The organism is Halococcus thailandensis JCM 13552, from assembly GCF_000336715.1.
GTDB classification, from domain to species: domain Archaea; phylum Halobacteriota; class Halobacteria; order Halobacteriales; family Halococcaceae; genus Halococcus; species Halococcus thailandensis.
Map to the genome: position 1 here is coordinate 1 of NZ_AOMF01000109.1, position 15,319 is coordinate 15,319.

Genomic DNA, 15,319 nt, shown 5'->3' on the forward strand with positions numbered 1-15,319 from the left:
CAACCGATCAACCAAAACAACCATGAGCTGTGACCTCACAGTCGAGGCTACCAGAGGCAAAGTCTAGAGGACTTTGCGACGCGACCAACGTATTGGTGGTATGGAGTATCGAGCAGTAGAATTTTCATATCTTGATTTGGCGACAAAAGAGGAGGTCTATGTTTCGGTTCCGGAAGAAGCTGATGAGGCGCTTATTCCTCCTGGGACACAGCAGCCAGGGGCAGTCTATACCATTGGGGAAAGCGAGGGTCGACACGCCCCATTTCGGATCGAAACGCAAGCACTTCCGGGGTCAGGAAAGACGAACATCTCGGGAACGCCGGGCAGCAATATGAAGGAATCGTTCGAGACCGCATGCGACTATCTTCAAGCGAATATGCGGGAGCTTAGCCGCGATGAAACGTTGAATGAGTACAACATTAATGTTCAAGTACTCAATCCATCTGATGCAAATGAAGGTGGAGAGACGAGTGTTGGTCTCCTCGTGGGGATCGTCTCCGGTATTCTTGGCCGCCCTGCCCGTTCTCAGGCTGTGGTAGTAGGGGCTATGAGTTTGATGGGAGAGCTAGTTGCAGTAAGCTCGCTAGTCGACAAGCTACAACTGGCAGCTGATTCCGGTGCGAAGACGGTGTTACTACCAGCCAAAAACAAAGAGGATATGCCCAAAATCCCGGATGAACTCCTCGATCGGCTTCAACTCGTATTCTATACAGATCCACTCGATGCCGCTAGTAAGGCGATTGAGCTGGAATAGATTTAGATGCATCTGTAGATGGTTGTTGGTAGGAACCAGACACCGATACAAAGTCGAAGTAGGAACAATCACAGCGCTACCGATGCTAAGCACAGAAATCCACAACCTATATTCTGCCACGGGGGGTTGGTGCAGAAGTCTTCACAAGGTCTGAGACAGTGAAATTGCTTTATTAATCCATCAGTATTCTTATATGAATACTTAGAACAAAACTATCTATCACAATCGGTGTTTGCCATCTCAAGGTGTGGTACTCATTCTGAACCACCGCCTCTGCCACGGAATTTCTTTGAAAATCGCCGTGCAGGTGGTTTGCTGTTATGGCATTAAGCACCAGCACTAGGAGTACCTATTTTACGCTCCCAAACATTCGACGTGTTATGTCCTATCCTAGAATTAAAAATAATTCACTCGATCGACGTCAGGGGAGTTCTAGTTATGCTTGAGACGGATTCGTTTGATGGACTTCTCGTCACAACTCCATTTGGGACTAATGAATTGCATACAGCCGTTACTGACCAGTATTGTCGGTTGCTCGATTCCTACAATCCTGAAGAAATCCTCACCGTTGCTGCATCTCCAACGAGCATGGCTACGTTCCGTGAGATGCTTGACGATGAGGTACCCGGAGCTGCGGTCCCACGGGTAACGTCACTGGTTGTACAAGCAACCGACGTGGTGAATCAAACTGACGAGAGAGCTATTCTCTCGGACGCGATTCGACGTGAACTCGTCCACCGATTTCTGCAGGACCGAGATTGGGAAAGCGAGTACTTCCAGCAAGCGGCCGAACAGCCTACCTTCCATGCCGATATCGCCCGTCTCATGGAGACAATGGGGTGGCAGAACGGCTCGTTTGATACGACGCCGGAACTCGCCGAAGTCGCCGGCATCGTCGAGGAGTTTCACGATTGGCTCGATAAACACGATCATATGGAACGGGGCCAGCTGATTTCGACAGCGATGACGACCCTCATGGAGACGGAACGTGGGAACGAGACAATCGACGCGGAGGCAGTCCTCGCTGTCGAGTTCGAGGAGTTCCAGCCACTCGACCGCGGCTATCTCGCAACACTCGCAAACGAACTGGAACTCGTCTGTATTGCAGAAACCGACGCCAGCGTTCGACGAACACGGATCGAGCCCGGTACCGTCACGGACCACGTTTCGTTTTCGACTATACAATCCGGAGGTCGTGATGAGCCGGCGACGCGTCCGAGTGCGACGGCTGCCTATCTGGCTCGCAGATCGGTTCACGAGGACCCCGAGGCGGGTGACGTAAGCGTTCTTGCGGCGGAAACGGCCGACGAGCAACTCGAGAAGGTGGCCGACGAGATCGAACAACTCCAAGAACGCGAGGGGTGGACGTACGATGATGTTGCTGTCGCTCTGAAACAGAGTGGGCCAGCCGTGACGGGGACAATTCGTGCGCTCGAACAGACAGGTATTCCGACCGCGTCGGCGACCGTTACGGGATTCGGTGACGATCCGGCTATCAGGGAACTGCTCCGCGTTGTCCGGTATCTGGCAGCTTCGAGTGACGCTCGACAATCCCTCCTCTCAGATGGCGCTGTGCTAGATGAAACGATCCTCGCGTCCGTCGAGACGATGGATGGCCTTTCTGCACCGCTCCGTAGATGGGCGACCGATTCGAGCATGAAGGCACGCATCGCCGAGGAGACGCCACCGCTGGATGCGCGTGCGCAGTTCGGAAACGTCAAGCGAGTCTTCTCGATGGCAGAGTTCGTTGAAGACACTGATTTTCTCGACACGACATGGGAGTCGTTCGCCACGATGCTCGAACGTGCCCATGAGTACGCCCCTCAGCAGAACCAGACCCGTGCAACTGACCTCGACGGCGGCGTTCGAGTCGATCACTTGCAGGCGCTCAAAAACGGGTCGTTCCGGGCCGTATTCGTGCTGAACGTCGTCGACGAGAACTATCCGGGGGATCCGTCGCTGACGCGACTCTTCCCCCACGAACGCGTCGCGAAGATGCCGGATTATCCCGGCGTGACAGCAGTCAAAAACGGGGATGTCGAGGCGACGTTCCCGACTCGCTCAACGGCGTCCAGTCGTCCCTTTCGGCGGTACCACGCCGAACACGCCCGCAGGCAACTCGCTGTCGGTGCGGCCGCGGCTACGGACCGTCTCTACTTCTGTCTATACAAACACGAGGATACAGCACTCGACGAGCGTGTACAGCCGTCACGATTCCTCACGGACGCCTACCGGCAGTTGCCATGGGTCACCGAGGCTGACGACTCGGTCATCAAGAGCGAGCGCGCGGCCGAGGAATACCTGCTTTCTCGCGTTGATCGGGAGCTCGCGGACGTTCGACGGACCAACAGCCAAGACGTGACCGTCTCGCTCGACGAGTTCGAAGCCGACCTCGTGGAGATACAGCGACTGCTCGACGCGAGTGGAGAGCGTGGTGGTCACCTCCGCAGAGCACTCCGTACGCGAACCGAATTCGCTGACGGGAGGATTCGCCGTGAGTGACATTACGTTCCTCTCGCCGTCGCGCCTCGCAACGTATACGGACTGTCCGCGAAAGTTCGATTACGAGTACGTACAGAAGATCGGAGCACCCGACGAGACACGGCTCTATCTAAATCAAGGCCGGGCCTATCACGAGACCATCGAGGTCGTGTGCGAAGCGACCGAGCCGGATGATGATCCAGAGACCATCCACGACCGGGCGATGGATGCTTTCGCCACCAAGTGGGAGAAGCATCTCGATCCTGACGAATACGCCTCACGAGCGCATCAGAAGTACCAGCGACGCGAGAACCGAGCAGCCATCGACTCCTTTTTCGACCCCGATGGCGGCGACGGTATCGAGCATGCCCACAAATCGGTGGCGACCGAGAAATGGCTTGAATGCGTTCGTAATGGTCGTGGACTCCACGGGAAGGCCGACAATATCCTCAGAACGAGTGAGGGTCTACACGTCATCGACTACAAGCGAACCCTAAATGACGTTATCACGATGAACACGGCCGATGTTCTTCCCGATCATCTGGACCGTGCCGATCACGACCCAAAGCGGGTACAAAACGCGTTCCAAATCGCTGTTTACGTCGAGGGTGTCAAGCAGTCGGATCTTTACGAGGAGGGGATGTCGGTGCAGTTCAGTTTCTATGGACTGCTTAATCGGCGGTCCTTCCAGAGTACCGCAAGTGGCTACGAGATCTCTGTTCGCGGCTATCCGCGCAAGACAATGGAGATATATGAAGAATACCACGACACGATCTGGAACCTCGTTGAGCGTGCCCATGAGGGGATCACGAGTGGCTCACATAGTCCCGAACCGTTCTCCCTTATCAACGACGAGGCCTGTCCCGACTGCTCGTTTAGTGCAATGTGTGCCGACTATCTCTCCCAAGAGGTGCGCCGATGAGCGACGACGCTCCCGAATGGTTGCCGACGGCTGTAGACGATCTCGACCCAAAGCCACAACAGCAGCCGATCATCGAATCCGATGAGTATCCGATGCGCGTGCTCGCCGGCGCGGGAACGGGCAAGACGTTCACGATGGTCCGGAAAATAGAGCACCTCATCGACGAGGGGAGCGTCTCACCAGACCGCATCCTCGCGTTGACGTTCACGAACAACGCTGCCGACTCGATGCGCGAGAAACTCAACGCGAAGCTTGGGACGGCAGGCTATGATGTGGATGCCTACACTTATCACTCAATTTGTAACGAGATACTGCGGGACTACGCCTACGACGCGGGTCTCGATCCGGACTTCGATGTGGCGACCGACGCCGAAAAGTATGTCATTCTGCTCGATGTCCTTGATGAGATCGAGTATCGGTCGGTCAAGCCGAACGTTTACGGTCGGAATTCATTCGGCAACAGTGCCCCCTCGAAACTCCTCTCATTCATCGAGTCGATGAAGCGTAGCGGGATCTCTCCCGAAGACATCGACGCGTTCCTTGGACCAGCCGAACGTATCTACGACCTTGGCGAACTACCGGAGCGCATCGAGGACATCGCAAGCGACCATCTTGGTGGGCGATCCGTCTCGACCGTCTGTGAGGGGATTCCAGATGCACGGACGGCTATCGCTGCCGAACGGGACGCCCTCAGTGAGGAGGGTGTCGAGGCCAGCATCGCCGACTTCCTCAACCGTCTCGTGTCCCTCTGTGATGCGCTTGAAGCTGCTTTCGAAGAACACGAGGCTGGCGAGCGCACGCTTCCCGACAACGCACACAAACTCCCGAAGTATCTCCTTGGCGGATACAGCAGCGGTGCACCGGCCGGCATTCCGGGTGACTTGGACCTTGAACTCACGGACCACCTCAGCGACTTTCTCGACGAGTGCAAGGCGGCGCGGGACCTGAACGCGGGGTACGCCGCCTACGAGAGCGAACTCGACGAGCGGAACCTGCTTGATTTCGACGGGCTCGTCATCGAAACCGCGGAACTACTGGATACGGATATTGGTGACGAGGTGGCAGAACGCTGGGATTACATCTTTTGCGACGAGTTTCAGGATACCGACCGGCTCCAGTTCGACCTCGTCACGTCGCTGGTAACGGATGAACGCCTATTCGTGGTCGGCGACGACGACCAGGCCATCTACGAATGGCGTGGTGCGCACGTCGCCAACATCACCGACGAACTCGACGCCGCGTTCGGCGATGGACTCGGGGACAAACCGCTCGAACAGAACTTCCGGTCGCGCCAGCCGATTCTCGATCTCGCAAACGAGGCGCTCGAACGACTGGAGGGGCGACAGAGCGACAAGACACTCACCCGTGTCGATGACCCGGACTATGAGGGCAATACCGTTGCGATGATTGAGGAGGCTGAGGACGAAGACGACCGCGTCCAGCAGCTCGTCACTGCCATCAGGAATCTCTTAAGTGGTGAAGCAGACGCACTCGATGAGGCATACGACCCCGGCGACATCGCTCTCCTCGTTCGGAAGAACAAGCACGCGTCACCGCTTCTCGATGTGTTTGAGGAGACAGGAATTCCATACCAAGTTGCGGGGGATCTCGCAACCAATTCGGTCGGTGTCGGGACAGTCGTGGCTTACCTGAAAGCATTAGCTCGTCCCGAAGAGGACGAGGTGAGCTGGAACCGGGTGCTGACGATGCGGTATCGTCTCCCTGACGACGACCTCCGGCGTCTCAACACCCATGATGATGGGCTCTTGACGGCACTTCTCGGAGCCCCAGTAGCGGAGTTCGATGAGCCAGACCGCATTCAGGAAGCACGCGAGCATGTCTCGCGTCTCCTCGAATTCCGTGACACTGCCTCGCTCGCACGTCTCTATCGTGAGTTCAAGGATCTGACCGACATCGAGTGGTACCTCAGCGAGCAGGAACGCCGTGACCTAGCAGAACTGGAGGGAGTCATCGAACAATATGGCAACGACGCGGTTCAACCACCGCTCTCGACGGAGTTCATCGACTCGCTCCAGCACTACGACTCGCTGCTCGACGAGAGTGGATCGACGCCGACCAGCCAGCCGGAGCTTGCCGACGATGCGATCAACGTCATGACCGTCCACAAAAGCAAGGGACTGGACTTCCCGGTGGTTCTCCTTCCCCGGCTGACAGCCGATGAGTGGGAACCGAGCTCTCGAACCTACGACGCGCTTGAGGGGGCGCTCACGGATGGACCGGCGGCCGCGTTCGACGAGGACTTTGTCGCCCGCGACGCAAAAGAGGCCCGTCGGATCCTCCACGTGGGGATGACGCGCGCTGAGGACGTTCTCGTCCTCCACGGAGGGGTCGATGAGGACGAGCAGGATGAAGACGAGCGTCCGATTCACGACGTCGTTGAGGACATCCGTCCAGCGAGTCTTTCGTGGCGTTCTCGGAGTGGTCACCTCCCGATATGGCGCGATCTCCAAGCGTGTCTTCCGCCGACCGCTGTTGATTGGACGGATTCGCTCGCCAGCACTATGGTCGGCGATATCGGTGGCGAAGTGACACACCAGAACGATACGCTCTCGACCGAAGATGGGAGAGAGCGCGTTCTCGCGCTCGCGGATCAGGCGCTAAATGGAACGCTCGATGAGTCCGTCGAGGGTACAAGCCTGGATATCGATTCACTAAACGGACCATCCACGCCCGGTCCAGCACTCCGACACAGCTACACTTCCCTGGAGGCCTACGAATCGTGTCCGCGCCAGCATTATCTCGACTACGTCGTCAACGCGTTCGAGGATTATCAGGTGTATAATGACGACGAGAGTGGATACGAGGGGATTTCCCAGCGTAACGTCGGTCTCCTGTTTCACGATACTGCCGAAATCGCGGCCATGGAAAACGCCGCGAGTCCCGAAGAGTGGTACGCCATTTGCGAGCGGCTTGCCGGACAGCGCCGTGCCGACGATGCTCTGGACGCGGCGAAGGCGTGCATCGATCGGTACTTCGAGTTGGAACTGAGCAGTTGGGAGGTCATCGACACTGAACGAGAGTTCCAACTGGAGATCGAAGGCCACGAACTCGTCGGATTCATCGATGCAGTGTATCGGACCCCAGAAGACGAACTAGTCGTGGTTGATTACAAGGCTACCGCACGCCACCGCGACATCGAGGAGAATCAGCAACTCCCGATCTACTTGCTCGCCTGCCGTGACCTATATGACGAACCCGTTTCACGAGCAGGCTACGCGTACGTCGGTGATATCGGGCCAAAAATGGAGATGCGAGCGGTCGACGAACACGAACTCGATACCGTCCAATCGACGGTACTGACGACGATGAACCGCATCTCCGAAACGACGTTCGAGAGGTACGACGCTGGTGACCACTGCCAATGGTGTCGTCACAATGAACTTCCCTGCGCTGCTGAGGAAGTCAGAAAGGATTGATTTCTGGATGAAATTCGCTATCGCTGTTGTCTATACAGTCGTCGTATAGCGTTCTCATCGATAAGGAACGGTGGATTCCTCGTTACTGCGTCGTTTCGTACTCGGTCGTGATAGCGCGGTCGCGACGCAGTTTCTGCTCAACGCGTTCGCTTCGGCAGTCCACGTCTATCCGACGACGCTGCCAGTCATCACCGGACTTCCCGTTCCAAACGCCGTATATCGTCGCTTTCGGTAGCCGGAGAACGCCGAACAGCACCGACAGCGTGTAGAGTACATCGCCGATCTCGTCCCATGAGACGGTTACTTTTCGTGGAATGTCCACTGGAAAGCTCACATGCTGGGCGAGAAGCCCCTTGTCGCGGGCCAACTCGATGAATCCGTAGTCGTTGCTGAGGAGAATCACTCGTTTGCGACTAGTGTCGTCGTATTCGGCGTACGCGTCGATGATCGGTTCATCTTCTGTATCGCTGTCGATGGTGTCGGCGTAGCGGTGATCGCGGAGCCGCCGATACTCGTACAGTCCGAGAAACCCCTCGCGGTTCCCGCCCGCGGGCTGGCCATCGAGGCGACCGAACTCCTCACCGAATGCGTCCTCGAGGGAACGAGTGTCGTAGTGATTGTAGTGCCAGTTGAGCTCGTCGTAAATGCCTGTGGCGAGCGCGAAGCCATTGACGGGAGTTCGACCGTTCTCGTCGCTGTACTGCTCCGGATCGAGTTCGAGAGCATCGAGTATCCGCCACGCAAACAGATTCGTGTCGATGCCGAGTGTAACAGGTTGATGTCCAGCCCCGAGGTCGGGATAGCCGTACCGTTGGAAGAATGTCTCTACTTCATCGTGGTTTTCGATATCGACGAGCGACCCAGCGACGAGTGCCCGAATATACGTCTCCTTGCCAGGAAGATCCTCGTACGCTCGTTTATCATACTTTGCATGAAGCTCCTCGCGGGCATCCTGATACGTGAGTGCCCCTTGAGAGAATCGGACTGTCGTGTTCGTCGGATCCGAAATATCGATCCGAAGCAACTCGCCGATGTCCTCGCACGGGTGAGCAACGGTCACGGTTGTTGCGTCCTCGGTATACAGTGCGTTGAGGAGATGCGTCATGTGCTGGCGGGGGAGACGCATCAGAACACCTCCGTGAAGTCGATGAATTCGGTCACTGGTCGGGGTACGTCCGGGTACAATTGTCCGTAGAATCGGTTGTTGGAGATGTAGAGGTAGTAGACGTGGTCAGCCTCGAATTGCATGCCTGCCTGGAACGCAATTGCAGACATGAACTTCCGACCGGGAGTCACGTCGACGGCCGCTGTCCCGCCGTCGTCATGGAGCCGAGAGATCGGCTCGCCGAAGTGCTCAACGATCCGCTGGAAATCAGTCTCTTCGTCGAGGCGTGTGGCCGACAGCTCCGGAGCGTCGCCGCCGTACTCAATGACAACCCGCTCCATCATCGACGTGATATCGTCGAACTGGTCGGTGACTCCTGGGTTCTCCAGAACGTGAAGTTCGTCCGGCAGGAACCCGTCTTCGCAGGCCGCTGCGAGCGGATTGATGACCGCTTCGAGGTTCGTGCTCATGGTCGTGAGCCACGCGTCAACCATAACCAGTAATTCCCGTTCTAGGATTTAGTAGTTCGTGCCCAAGCCCGGCTGGGGGGATTCTTCATTAGTGCTGTAATCTATTCCTTCGACCATGAGAGTGCTTGAACAGACAAGAACCAGCCACAAGCCCCGATTCAGCGTGGTGTATCACCTTAGAGCGTGCTGAGCCCACGGATGAGATCGCGGGAGTTCGTCGGTTACCGCGAGCGCGTCAAGCCAACGCTCGGGAAGCGTCGATACTCCGAACCGCGTGTCGGCAACCGCTCCAGCGACGGCACCGATAGTATCGGTGTCACCACCTTGGTTGACGGCGTTGACGATGGCCGACTCGGCAGAATCAGCCGTCAGTATATGATAGAGCGCAGTCTGCAGCGTGGAGAGAACATATCCGGAGTTCTCCAACTTCTTCGGGTCGACATCGTCGGGGAGGGGTTCGAGAAATCCGAGAAGGGGTTGGGGTGCGTCAGAATTCAACGCATCGAGAGCACTAGTGAGCGGCTGGTCGTCGCTGTCAAGCAGTGCAGCGATAGTGAGATTCAGCACTGCACAGCCGTGTGTACACCGCGGGTCGGCGTGCGTGATTCATGACGAGTCACGGCTCACCCGCTGGAGCGTGTCCCAATCGTCGGCGAACGCGAGCGCAAGCGGCGCACACCGCATGACGCTTCCATTGCCAGCATTCGAGTCCTCGGCTTTTGCCTCCCAGACGTTCTGCCCTGCGCTCTCCCACGATTCCCCGCCGTTGATTCGTCCGAGCGCGTCGGCGGTCATTATTCCGATATCGAACGGGCCACCGTTGTACCACGCTACGAACCGCTCGGCGATGTCATTCGGCGTGAACTCGCCACGCTCGACGAGGCTCCGAGCGATGCACAGCGCCTGCTCGGTGTCATCGGTAATGGTCCCCGCAGGCTTGCCATGGGTCCCGTAGCCGACCATCTCCGTGAGCGTGCCATGCTCTGACTCGATGGCTCTCGGTGAGCGAAACTCCACGGGCCGACCGAGTGTGTCGCCGCAGGCCAACCCCATTAACACGCCCTCGGCTCTGTCCTGTCGGTCCATAGCCTATCATGTGGTAGCTAACTGTTAATAGCACGCCCTCTGTACCCGACGAAGTATTTAATTGTGCTACATTCTTGCAATATGCTATGGTTGAGCGAGAAACTGGATGGGTGGGAACCACTACAGGTAGAACATCAGATTTTGCCGTACCTTCAGATGAAACAAAGTTGCTGAAAAGCGGTGATCGACTCCTTGCAGAAACCACACAGTCGACCAATCAAAACTATACTCTTTGTCTTGCGGAGGGACACCTTCAGGACTCTTCATCAGATGGAGAAAAAGAAACACCGCGGGAAGATTTGGAAAGGGTTGACCAAGGAGTCTTTTTATTCAAGAATGGAGAATTTCAATTCGAATACTCTGCTTATCGACCCAGTGGCGGTGGGGTAGCTAACAATGGGAACGCCGCGTTCAAAGATGCTCTATCGACTGACAATCCAAACAATCAACGAGGAAATCGAGTGATAGTACTCAATAGCAAAGGAGACAAAATTATAGATGAGGAATTTGACGAGAACGTTATGTCGATCGATATAGCACCGACAGGAAATTATGTGGCCGTGTCTACCCCGCCAAGCGATGATAATAGTGTTTACATCCTATCTGTAGAGAGCGGAGATCTGGTAACTTGGCATGAGGCAAACTGTGATCTTGTATCGAACGTTGAGTTCAGTAGCGATTCAACAATTTCCATATATGATAGCCCATCGAAAACTGCAGCATATGATATAAATATCGATGGGGATATTATCAAAGAACAACAGGAAAGCGCTGAACGACTGAATGTTGATTTAGACTCTGCTGTCAAGAAAATTCGTCTAGGTAGTAGTTCAAGAGAAATAACAGCTGGTCGATTAGATTTTGATAAGGCGTATAATGCAGCTCCAGAGGCTATCTCTAAGGATCAGATTCAGGTCGTGATTAATGCATTAGCTGATGGAAAACTCACAGATTATGATACTAGTTCACCCTATAGTACACCTCCTGAATCTACAACGCTTGTCCATATGTCGAAGGATCACCCTGAAAAGCTATTACCATTTGCCGAACAGTTTGTTGATCTATTAAAACATTCAGACCAAGGTCCAGTTGTAACTGCGGGGGCTGTCTTGCGGCATCTGTTTGTGGAGGTGCCCGATTCACCTGAGACAAACAATGATGGCATGAATCCGTACGCCCAGCCAGTTCGTGAACTACTGGAACACGAGAGTAAACTCACCAGACAAGAGGCAATGACAGCATTACAGGGACTCAACCGAGCTGAAGGATATGGACACGAATACCCACCGAGCAATGAAGGAGAGGCTGATGATCGGGGGGCGGACACGTATCTTGATACGCAAATAGAGCGCCTGCAAGAATCAGATGACCCTGACTACTTAGGAAGTCTCCTCCAAGACATATACAATAATTTGGACCAAGAGAATGCGTCGGATTATTGTGATATTCTCTCACATGAAATTCTTGACCTCTTCGAAGAACACGAACCTAATTTTGAATATGGAGACGTATCTACCTACGATTACCGAGACGACAAACATTACAATCGATACTACTTGATTAAACGGGGTTTACGTGTACTAGAGACGGTGACGGCTCATGAACCTGCGCAACTATATACAGAGATAGATCGCTTCTTATACTACTCGCAAGTTGCTGGAGATCGGAATACAAATGTTCGGGCTGGCGCTTTACAGGTGCTTCATTCACTTGCTGATGAAAATGCAAGCGAGTTCTATGCACATTCACCTGACTCATTAGGCCAGATCTTCGTTATGCTCCATAATCCAGTCGACGCTCGGGTGGAGTCACATTCTATCGCAATTTGCCAAAATTGCGCATCGATCGCCCCAAGTGAATTTGATCAGGCACTTCCAACTTTGTTGGAGAAGATTACAGATGACCGGGCATTTGCCACAGTTAAAACAGTGACAGAGAATGTTCCAAATATTCTACTCAGCAATATTGAAAGTCTAAATTCCCATCTAGTGAGCGACAATCGGACAAAGCGCGAACGAGGCATCGAGTTATATGCGGCTTTAGCGAAGGCAGGTGAATTAAACTCTAGTCGTCTTTCGGAGTTGCTCGATTTATATCATGAAATCCCAGTATCTTCTCGAATGCCTCTTCTAAAGGTAGTCGCAGAAGCAGTGAAGGAAGGAGAAGGTATCCCAGATTCAAAGGCAGAACTGTTCTACACATTATCAGATGACCCAGACTGGCAAGTTCGTGAGCACGTTGCCGAAATAGCTGTACATTCAGATCTCAATAACCGAGAAAGAATAATCTCGAACTTAGAAGACGATCCAATCGTAAACATGCAAGATGTGACCACAAACATCAAGGAAAAATAGAGATGTTCACTAAATTCTACTAATGGCTTATATCACAGAACCCACGATGCAGGAATTACTTTGGACATGGCTCACTGATCAGGGGTACGAGGTCTGGGGAGAGGTGTCCCTTTCGGGGAATGGAATTATTGATCTGGTGGGGTATTTATCCTCAGTGGATTCATATATTGGTATTGAACTCAAAGATGTGGGTGAAATGGGACCAGAGGAGTTTCAGAAAGAATCAGCTCTGGTCGGTAATAATGAAAAAATATCAAAACCCAATCCAGAACGTGAAAACTACAATCGGCCATGGGAGCAGCTGGCGCGATATCAATCTACAAATAAATTTGACAAACTCTACTTCGGATCACAGGAGCCAGATTTGGCACTTAATAATGCGTCTTCCCATTATGTAGAAGAGCTATATGCCGACTTACCCATGGATCCTTCGTTTGTTGGGGGGATTAAAATACCAAATATCTTTGATCACAACCAAATAACAATCGAACGCGATGCGATCTCATCCAACCGAGACAGTATGCCAGCAGTATCCATTATGACCGAGCCTTGGATTCAGCATCAGGTATGGAATGCTATTCCAGGCACAAAAATTCGAGAAGCTGTCTTACCAAACCAAACCACCCGAACAGTTTCAAGAATTGATATTATGTCATTCATTGGATCGTTGAACCCAACAGACGTGTATTATAATCAACCAGACGAGAAGATCATCGGTGTTGAAGTGAAAGGAGAAGATGGTATCCCTGGCAAGAAAGAAGCTGTCCAAACACAACTCAAGCAATATCTAGAAAGTGGGGCAATAACACATCTCAGTCTTGCTGTTCCAGAAACCGTTAGAGCTGAGGCGGAAGAAATCCTACAGATAGATACACTGAATGAAGTTGGATTGCATATTGTCGACCAAGATGGATCGGCTAGAATAATAGAAGAACCCTCATTCGTACCTCTCAAATATGATGGATTGCGCACCCGATATGGGAATTGCATTGACATTGGTTGGGGCCGATATGAAAGTCCTACAAAAGACACTGACCGTGAGTACGCATCCATATTTGACATGGCGCAATCATTCTAACTATTTTTGTGTTCCGCAAACATGTGTTTAGCTAACTCCAGCGATTGACTGAGTGGCGGTAGCGAACCGTTCTTGGAGGATCGGGCGTTCCTGATGAATTTTCTGTGCGTCGGCAGCCATTCGGTCTAACAGCGGCGGTGGCGAGTAACCGAGGTAGTCGCCGCATCGTCGAAGCTAATTGCATGGCTTTGGGGATAGTTCAATCCAAGCAATGGAAACATAACTTTCGTAGCCACTTCAATACAGATCTGGCAATCTACAAGTGCAATATCTTGAAAAACAAGGTACTGCATAGATCGACGTACTCCAGTGGTATCCTCTTCAAACTCCTCTAATTGTTCGCAGATCCGGTCGTACCGATACCGAGCGGAGGTAATGTTCGAGCGAGCGTAGACGAGCTGTTCGGGTTCTATTCTCACGACTTGATTGTTCCCCCAGATGAAATGCGTTTGGTAGCAGCGACACCTATCCACACCCTGCTCGCACACCACGCACTGCGTGGGCTTTCGCAGGTGGATTAATCAATATCAACCTCAACACACCAATATGAACGGAATAATGATTGTCGGACTCGATGTGGATATGTCATGAATCATCGCAGACTGAATACAACAACCCTGCTACTTGACGTTCGCCGCGTTGCAGAAGAGATTGGACGTCCGCCATCGACACCAGAATATATAGATCATGGAGATCACTCAAACAAAACAATAATCCAACGTTTCAATAGTTGGGATGATGTACTCTGGGCCGCAGGTCTTGATCCCTCCGATAAACGGGATTTGAAGCGAAAAAATCGTATTCCAACGGAGGACCTCATTGAAGAACTCCAGATGGCAGCATCCGCCTTGGAACGCCCTCCAACTCAAAAAGAGATGAACGAAGTGGGTATCTGCTCATCAGGAACATTCATTCGCCGCTTCGGTTCATGGAACAATGCACTCAAAGCAGCTGATCTCCCAGTACGAGAAGAAATTCAATATACGAAGGGAAACTTGCTTGATTCAGTGCTTGATCTGACAGATGAACTGGGACACGTGCCATCAGCGAGCGAATATGATGCTCACGGACTTGCATCATCCATCACTGTCTGCAATTACTGGGAAAGTTGGACCGATGTAACAGCAGAAGTTCGCAAACGCCGTCCCAATCTCTGATAATCCCTCGGACATTCAACTAGAATTGCAATTGTGAATCTCTACTCGCTGTCGTAGAATTCGTCAGCTGAGACGAGTCCTTCGCCGAACTCGGGATGGGGATACTCGTCAGCGCTGCCCGTGAACTCATCTACGGTCGTATCCAGCGCATTCGCCATGTGCTCGTGGTAGCGTCGGGCGGTGGCGCAGAATGGTTCTCATAGGGTGATGGTTGGACTAGCGATGTCATTATCCCGTTCGTGATTTGTGAGTGCAACCGCGAGCCNGGCGGTGGCGCAGAATGGTTCTCATAGGGTGATGGTTGGACTAGCGATGTCATTATCCCGTTCGTGATTTGTGAGTGCAACCGCGAGCCGAAGACACAACGCCAAGAAGACGTGGGATTCGACTCTGACTCGGCCTCGGACCCGCGGGGTCCCGAGGCCGAGATCCTTACAGACACCAATCGCTGTCTCGATCCGTGACCGCTTCCGAT

The 15,319-nt window shown here is 53.4% G+C and carries 9 protein-coding genes and 3 pseudogenes; 7 read left to right on the forward strand and 5 right to left on the reverse strand.

Going from position 1 to position 15,319, the window contains the following annotated elements; all coding sequences use genetic code 11:
- Positions 1–100 precede the first annotated feature (100 nt).
- The 4 genes from C451_RS04985 to C451_RS05000 all read left to right on the forward strand — a co-directional run bounded on the left by C451_RS04985 (position 101) and on the right by C451_RS05000 (position 7,594).
- Positions 101–754 (forward strand): S16 family serine protease, encoded by a 654-nt coding sequence (locus tag C451_RS04985; RefSeq protein WP_007738391.1) that lies wholly within the window; start codon positions 101–103, stop codon positions 752–754.
- 438 nt (positions 755–1,192) lie between these two features.
- A complete protein-coding gene (locus C451_RS04990) occupies positions 1,193–3,256 on the forward strand; it encodes a hypothetical protein (protein ID WP_049912971.1) in 2,064 nt (687 codons plus the stop codon).
- Positions 3,249–4,157 carry a RecB family exonuclease gene (locus tag C451_RS04995; protein ID WP_007738393.1) on the forward strand — a complete coding sequence of 303 codons (909 nt, stop codon included), beginning with the start codon at positions 3,249–3,251 and terminating at the stop codon, positions 4,155–4,157. Before C451_RS04990 ends, C451_RS04995 begins: the two co-directional genes overlap by 8 nt.
- The gene (locus C451_RS05000) at positions 4,154–7,594 is read left to right on the forward strand and encodes an ATP-dependent helicase (protein ID WP_007738395.1); all 3,441 of its coding nucleotides are present in this window, start codon (positions 4,154–4,156) and stop codon (positions 7,592–7,594) included. Before C451_RS04995 ends, C451_RS05000 begins: the two co-directional genes overlap by 4 nt.
- Before the next feature lie 82 nt (positions 7,595–7,676).
- Here the strand turns inward: C451_RS05000 and C451_RS05005 are convergent, their stop codons facing one another.
- The 3 genes and pseudogenes from C451_RS05005 to C451_RS05015 all read right to left on the reverse strand — a co-directional run bounded on the left by C451_RS05005 (position 7,677) and on the right by C451_RS05015 (position 10,255).
- A complete protein-coding gene (locus C451_RS05005) occupies positions 7,677–8,720 on the reverse strand; it encodes a hypothetical protein (RefSeq protein WP_007738397.1) in 1,044 nt (347 codons plus the stop codon).
- Entirely contained in the window at positions 8,720–9,193 is a 474-nt protein-coding gene (locus C451_RS05010; protein ID WP_007738400.1) for a hypothetical protein, read from the reverse strand. Before C451_RS05010 ends, C451_RS05005 begins: the two co-directional genes overlap by 1 nt.
- Before the next feature lie 147 nt (positions 9,194–9,340).
- Positions 9,341–10,255 (reverse strand): annotated as a pseudogene (locus C451_RS05015) (ADP-ribosylglycohydrolase family protein).
- An 86-nt stretch (positions 10,256–10,341) separates the two neighbouring features.
- On the opposite strand from C451_RS05015, the gene C451_RS21875 reads away from it, so the two are divergent.
- Both C451_RS21875 and C451_RS21880 read left to right on the forward strand, forming a co-directional pair.
- On the forward strand, positions 10,342–12,609 hold the full coding sequence (locus C451_RS21875) for a hypothetical protein (RefSeq protein WP_152420417.1): 2,268 nt from the start codon (positions 10,342–10,344) through the stop codon (positions 12,607–12,609).
- 22 nt (positions 12,610–12,631) lie between these two features.
- The gene (locus C451_RS21880) at positions 12,632–13,687 is read left to right on the forward strand and encodes a hypothetical protein (RefSeq protein WP_152420418.1); all 1,056 of its coding nucleotides are present in this window, start codon (positions 12,632–12,634) and stop codon (positions 13,685–13,687) included.
- A gap of 27 nt (positions 13,688–13,714) precedes the next feature.
- On the opposite strand, the pseudogene C451_RS24340 reads toward C451_RS21880, so the two are convergent.
- Positions 13,715–13,861, reverse strand: a pseudogene (locus C451_RS24340) (IS4 family transposase); the annotation flags it as partial.
- 413 nt (positions 13,862–14,274) lie between these two features.
- On the opposite strand from C451_RS24340, the gene C451_RS21885 reads away from it, so the two are divergent.
- Entirely contained in the window at positions 14,275–14,844 is a 570-nt protein-coding gene (locus tag C451_RS21885; protein ID WP_152420419.1) for a homing endonuclease associated repeat-containing protein, read from the forward strand.
- A 287-nt stretch (positions 14,845–15,131) separates the two neighbouring features.
- Here the strand turns inward: C451_RS21885 and C451_RS23645 are convergent.
- Positions 15,132–15,319, reverse strand: a pseudogene (locus C451_RS23645) (IS5/IS1182 family transposase); the annotation flags it as partial.

Bases quoted from the DNA above. Each gene is read 5' to 3' on its own strand.
- C451_RS05005 (WP_007738397.1), bottom strand. From the start codon at position 8,720: ATGCGTCTCCCCCGCCAGCACATGACGCATCTCCTCAACGCACTGTAT.
- C451_RS04985 (WP_007738391.1), top strand. From the start codon at position 101: ATGGAGTATCGAGCAGTAGAATTTTCATATCTTGATTTGGCGACAAAA.
- C451_RS21880 (WP_152420418.1), top strand. From the start codon at position 12,632: ATGGCTTATATCACAGAACCCACGATGCAGGAATTACTTTGGACATGG.
- C451_RS21875 (WP_152420417.1), top strand. From the start codon at position 10,342: ATGGTTGAGCGAGAAACTGGATGGGTGGGAACCACTACAGGTAGAACA.
- C451_RS05010 (WP_007738400.1), bottom strand. From the start codon at position 9,193: ATGGTTGACGCGTGGCTCACGACCATGAGCACGAACCTCGAAGCGGTC.
- C451_RS05000 (WP_007738395.1), top strand. From the start codon at position 4,154: ATGAGCGACGACGCTCCCGAATGGTTGCCGACGGCTGTAGACGATCTC.
- C451_RS21885 (WP_152420419.1), top strand. From the start codon at position 14,275: ATGAATCATCGCAGACTGAATACAACAACCCTGCTACTTGACGTTCGC.
- C451_RS04990 (WP_049912971.1), top strand. From the start codon at position 1,193: ATGCTTGAGACGGATTCGTTTGATGGACTTCTCGTCACAACTCCATTT.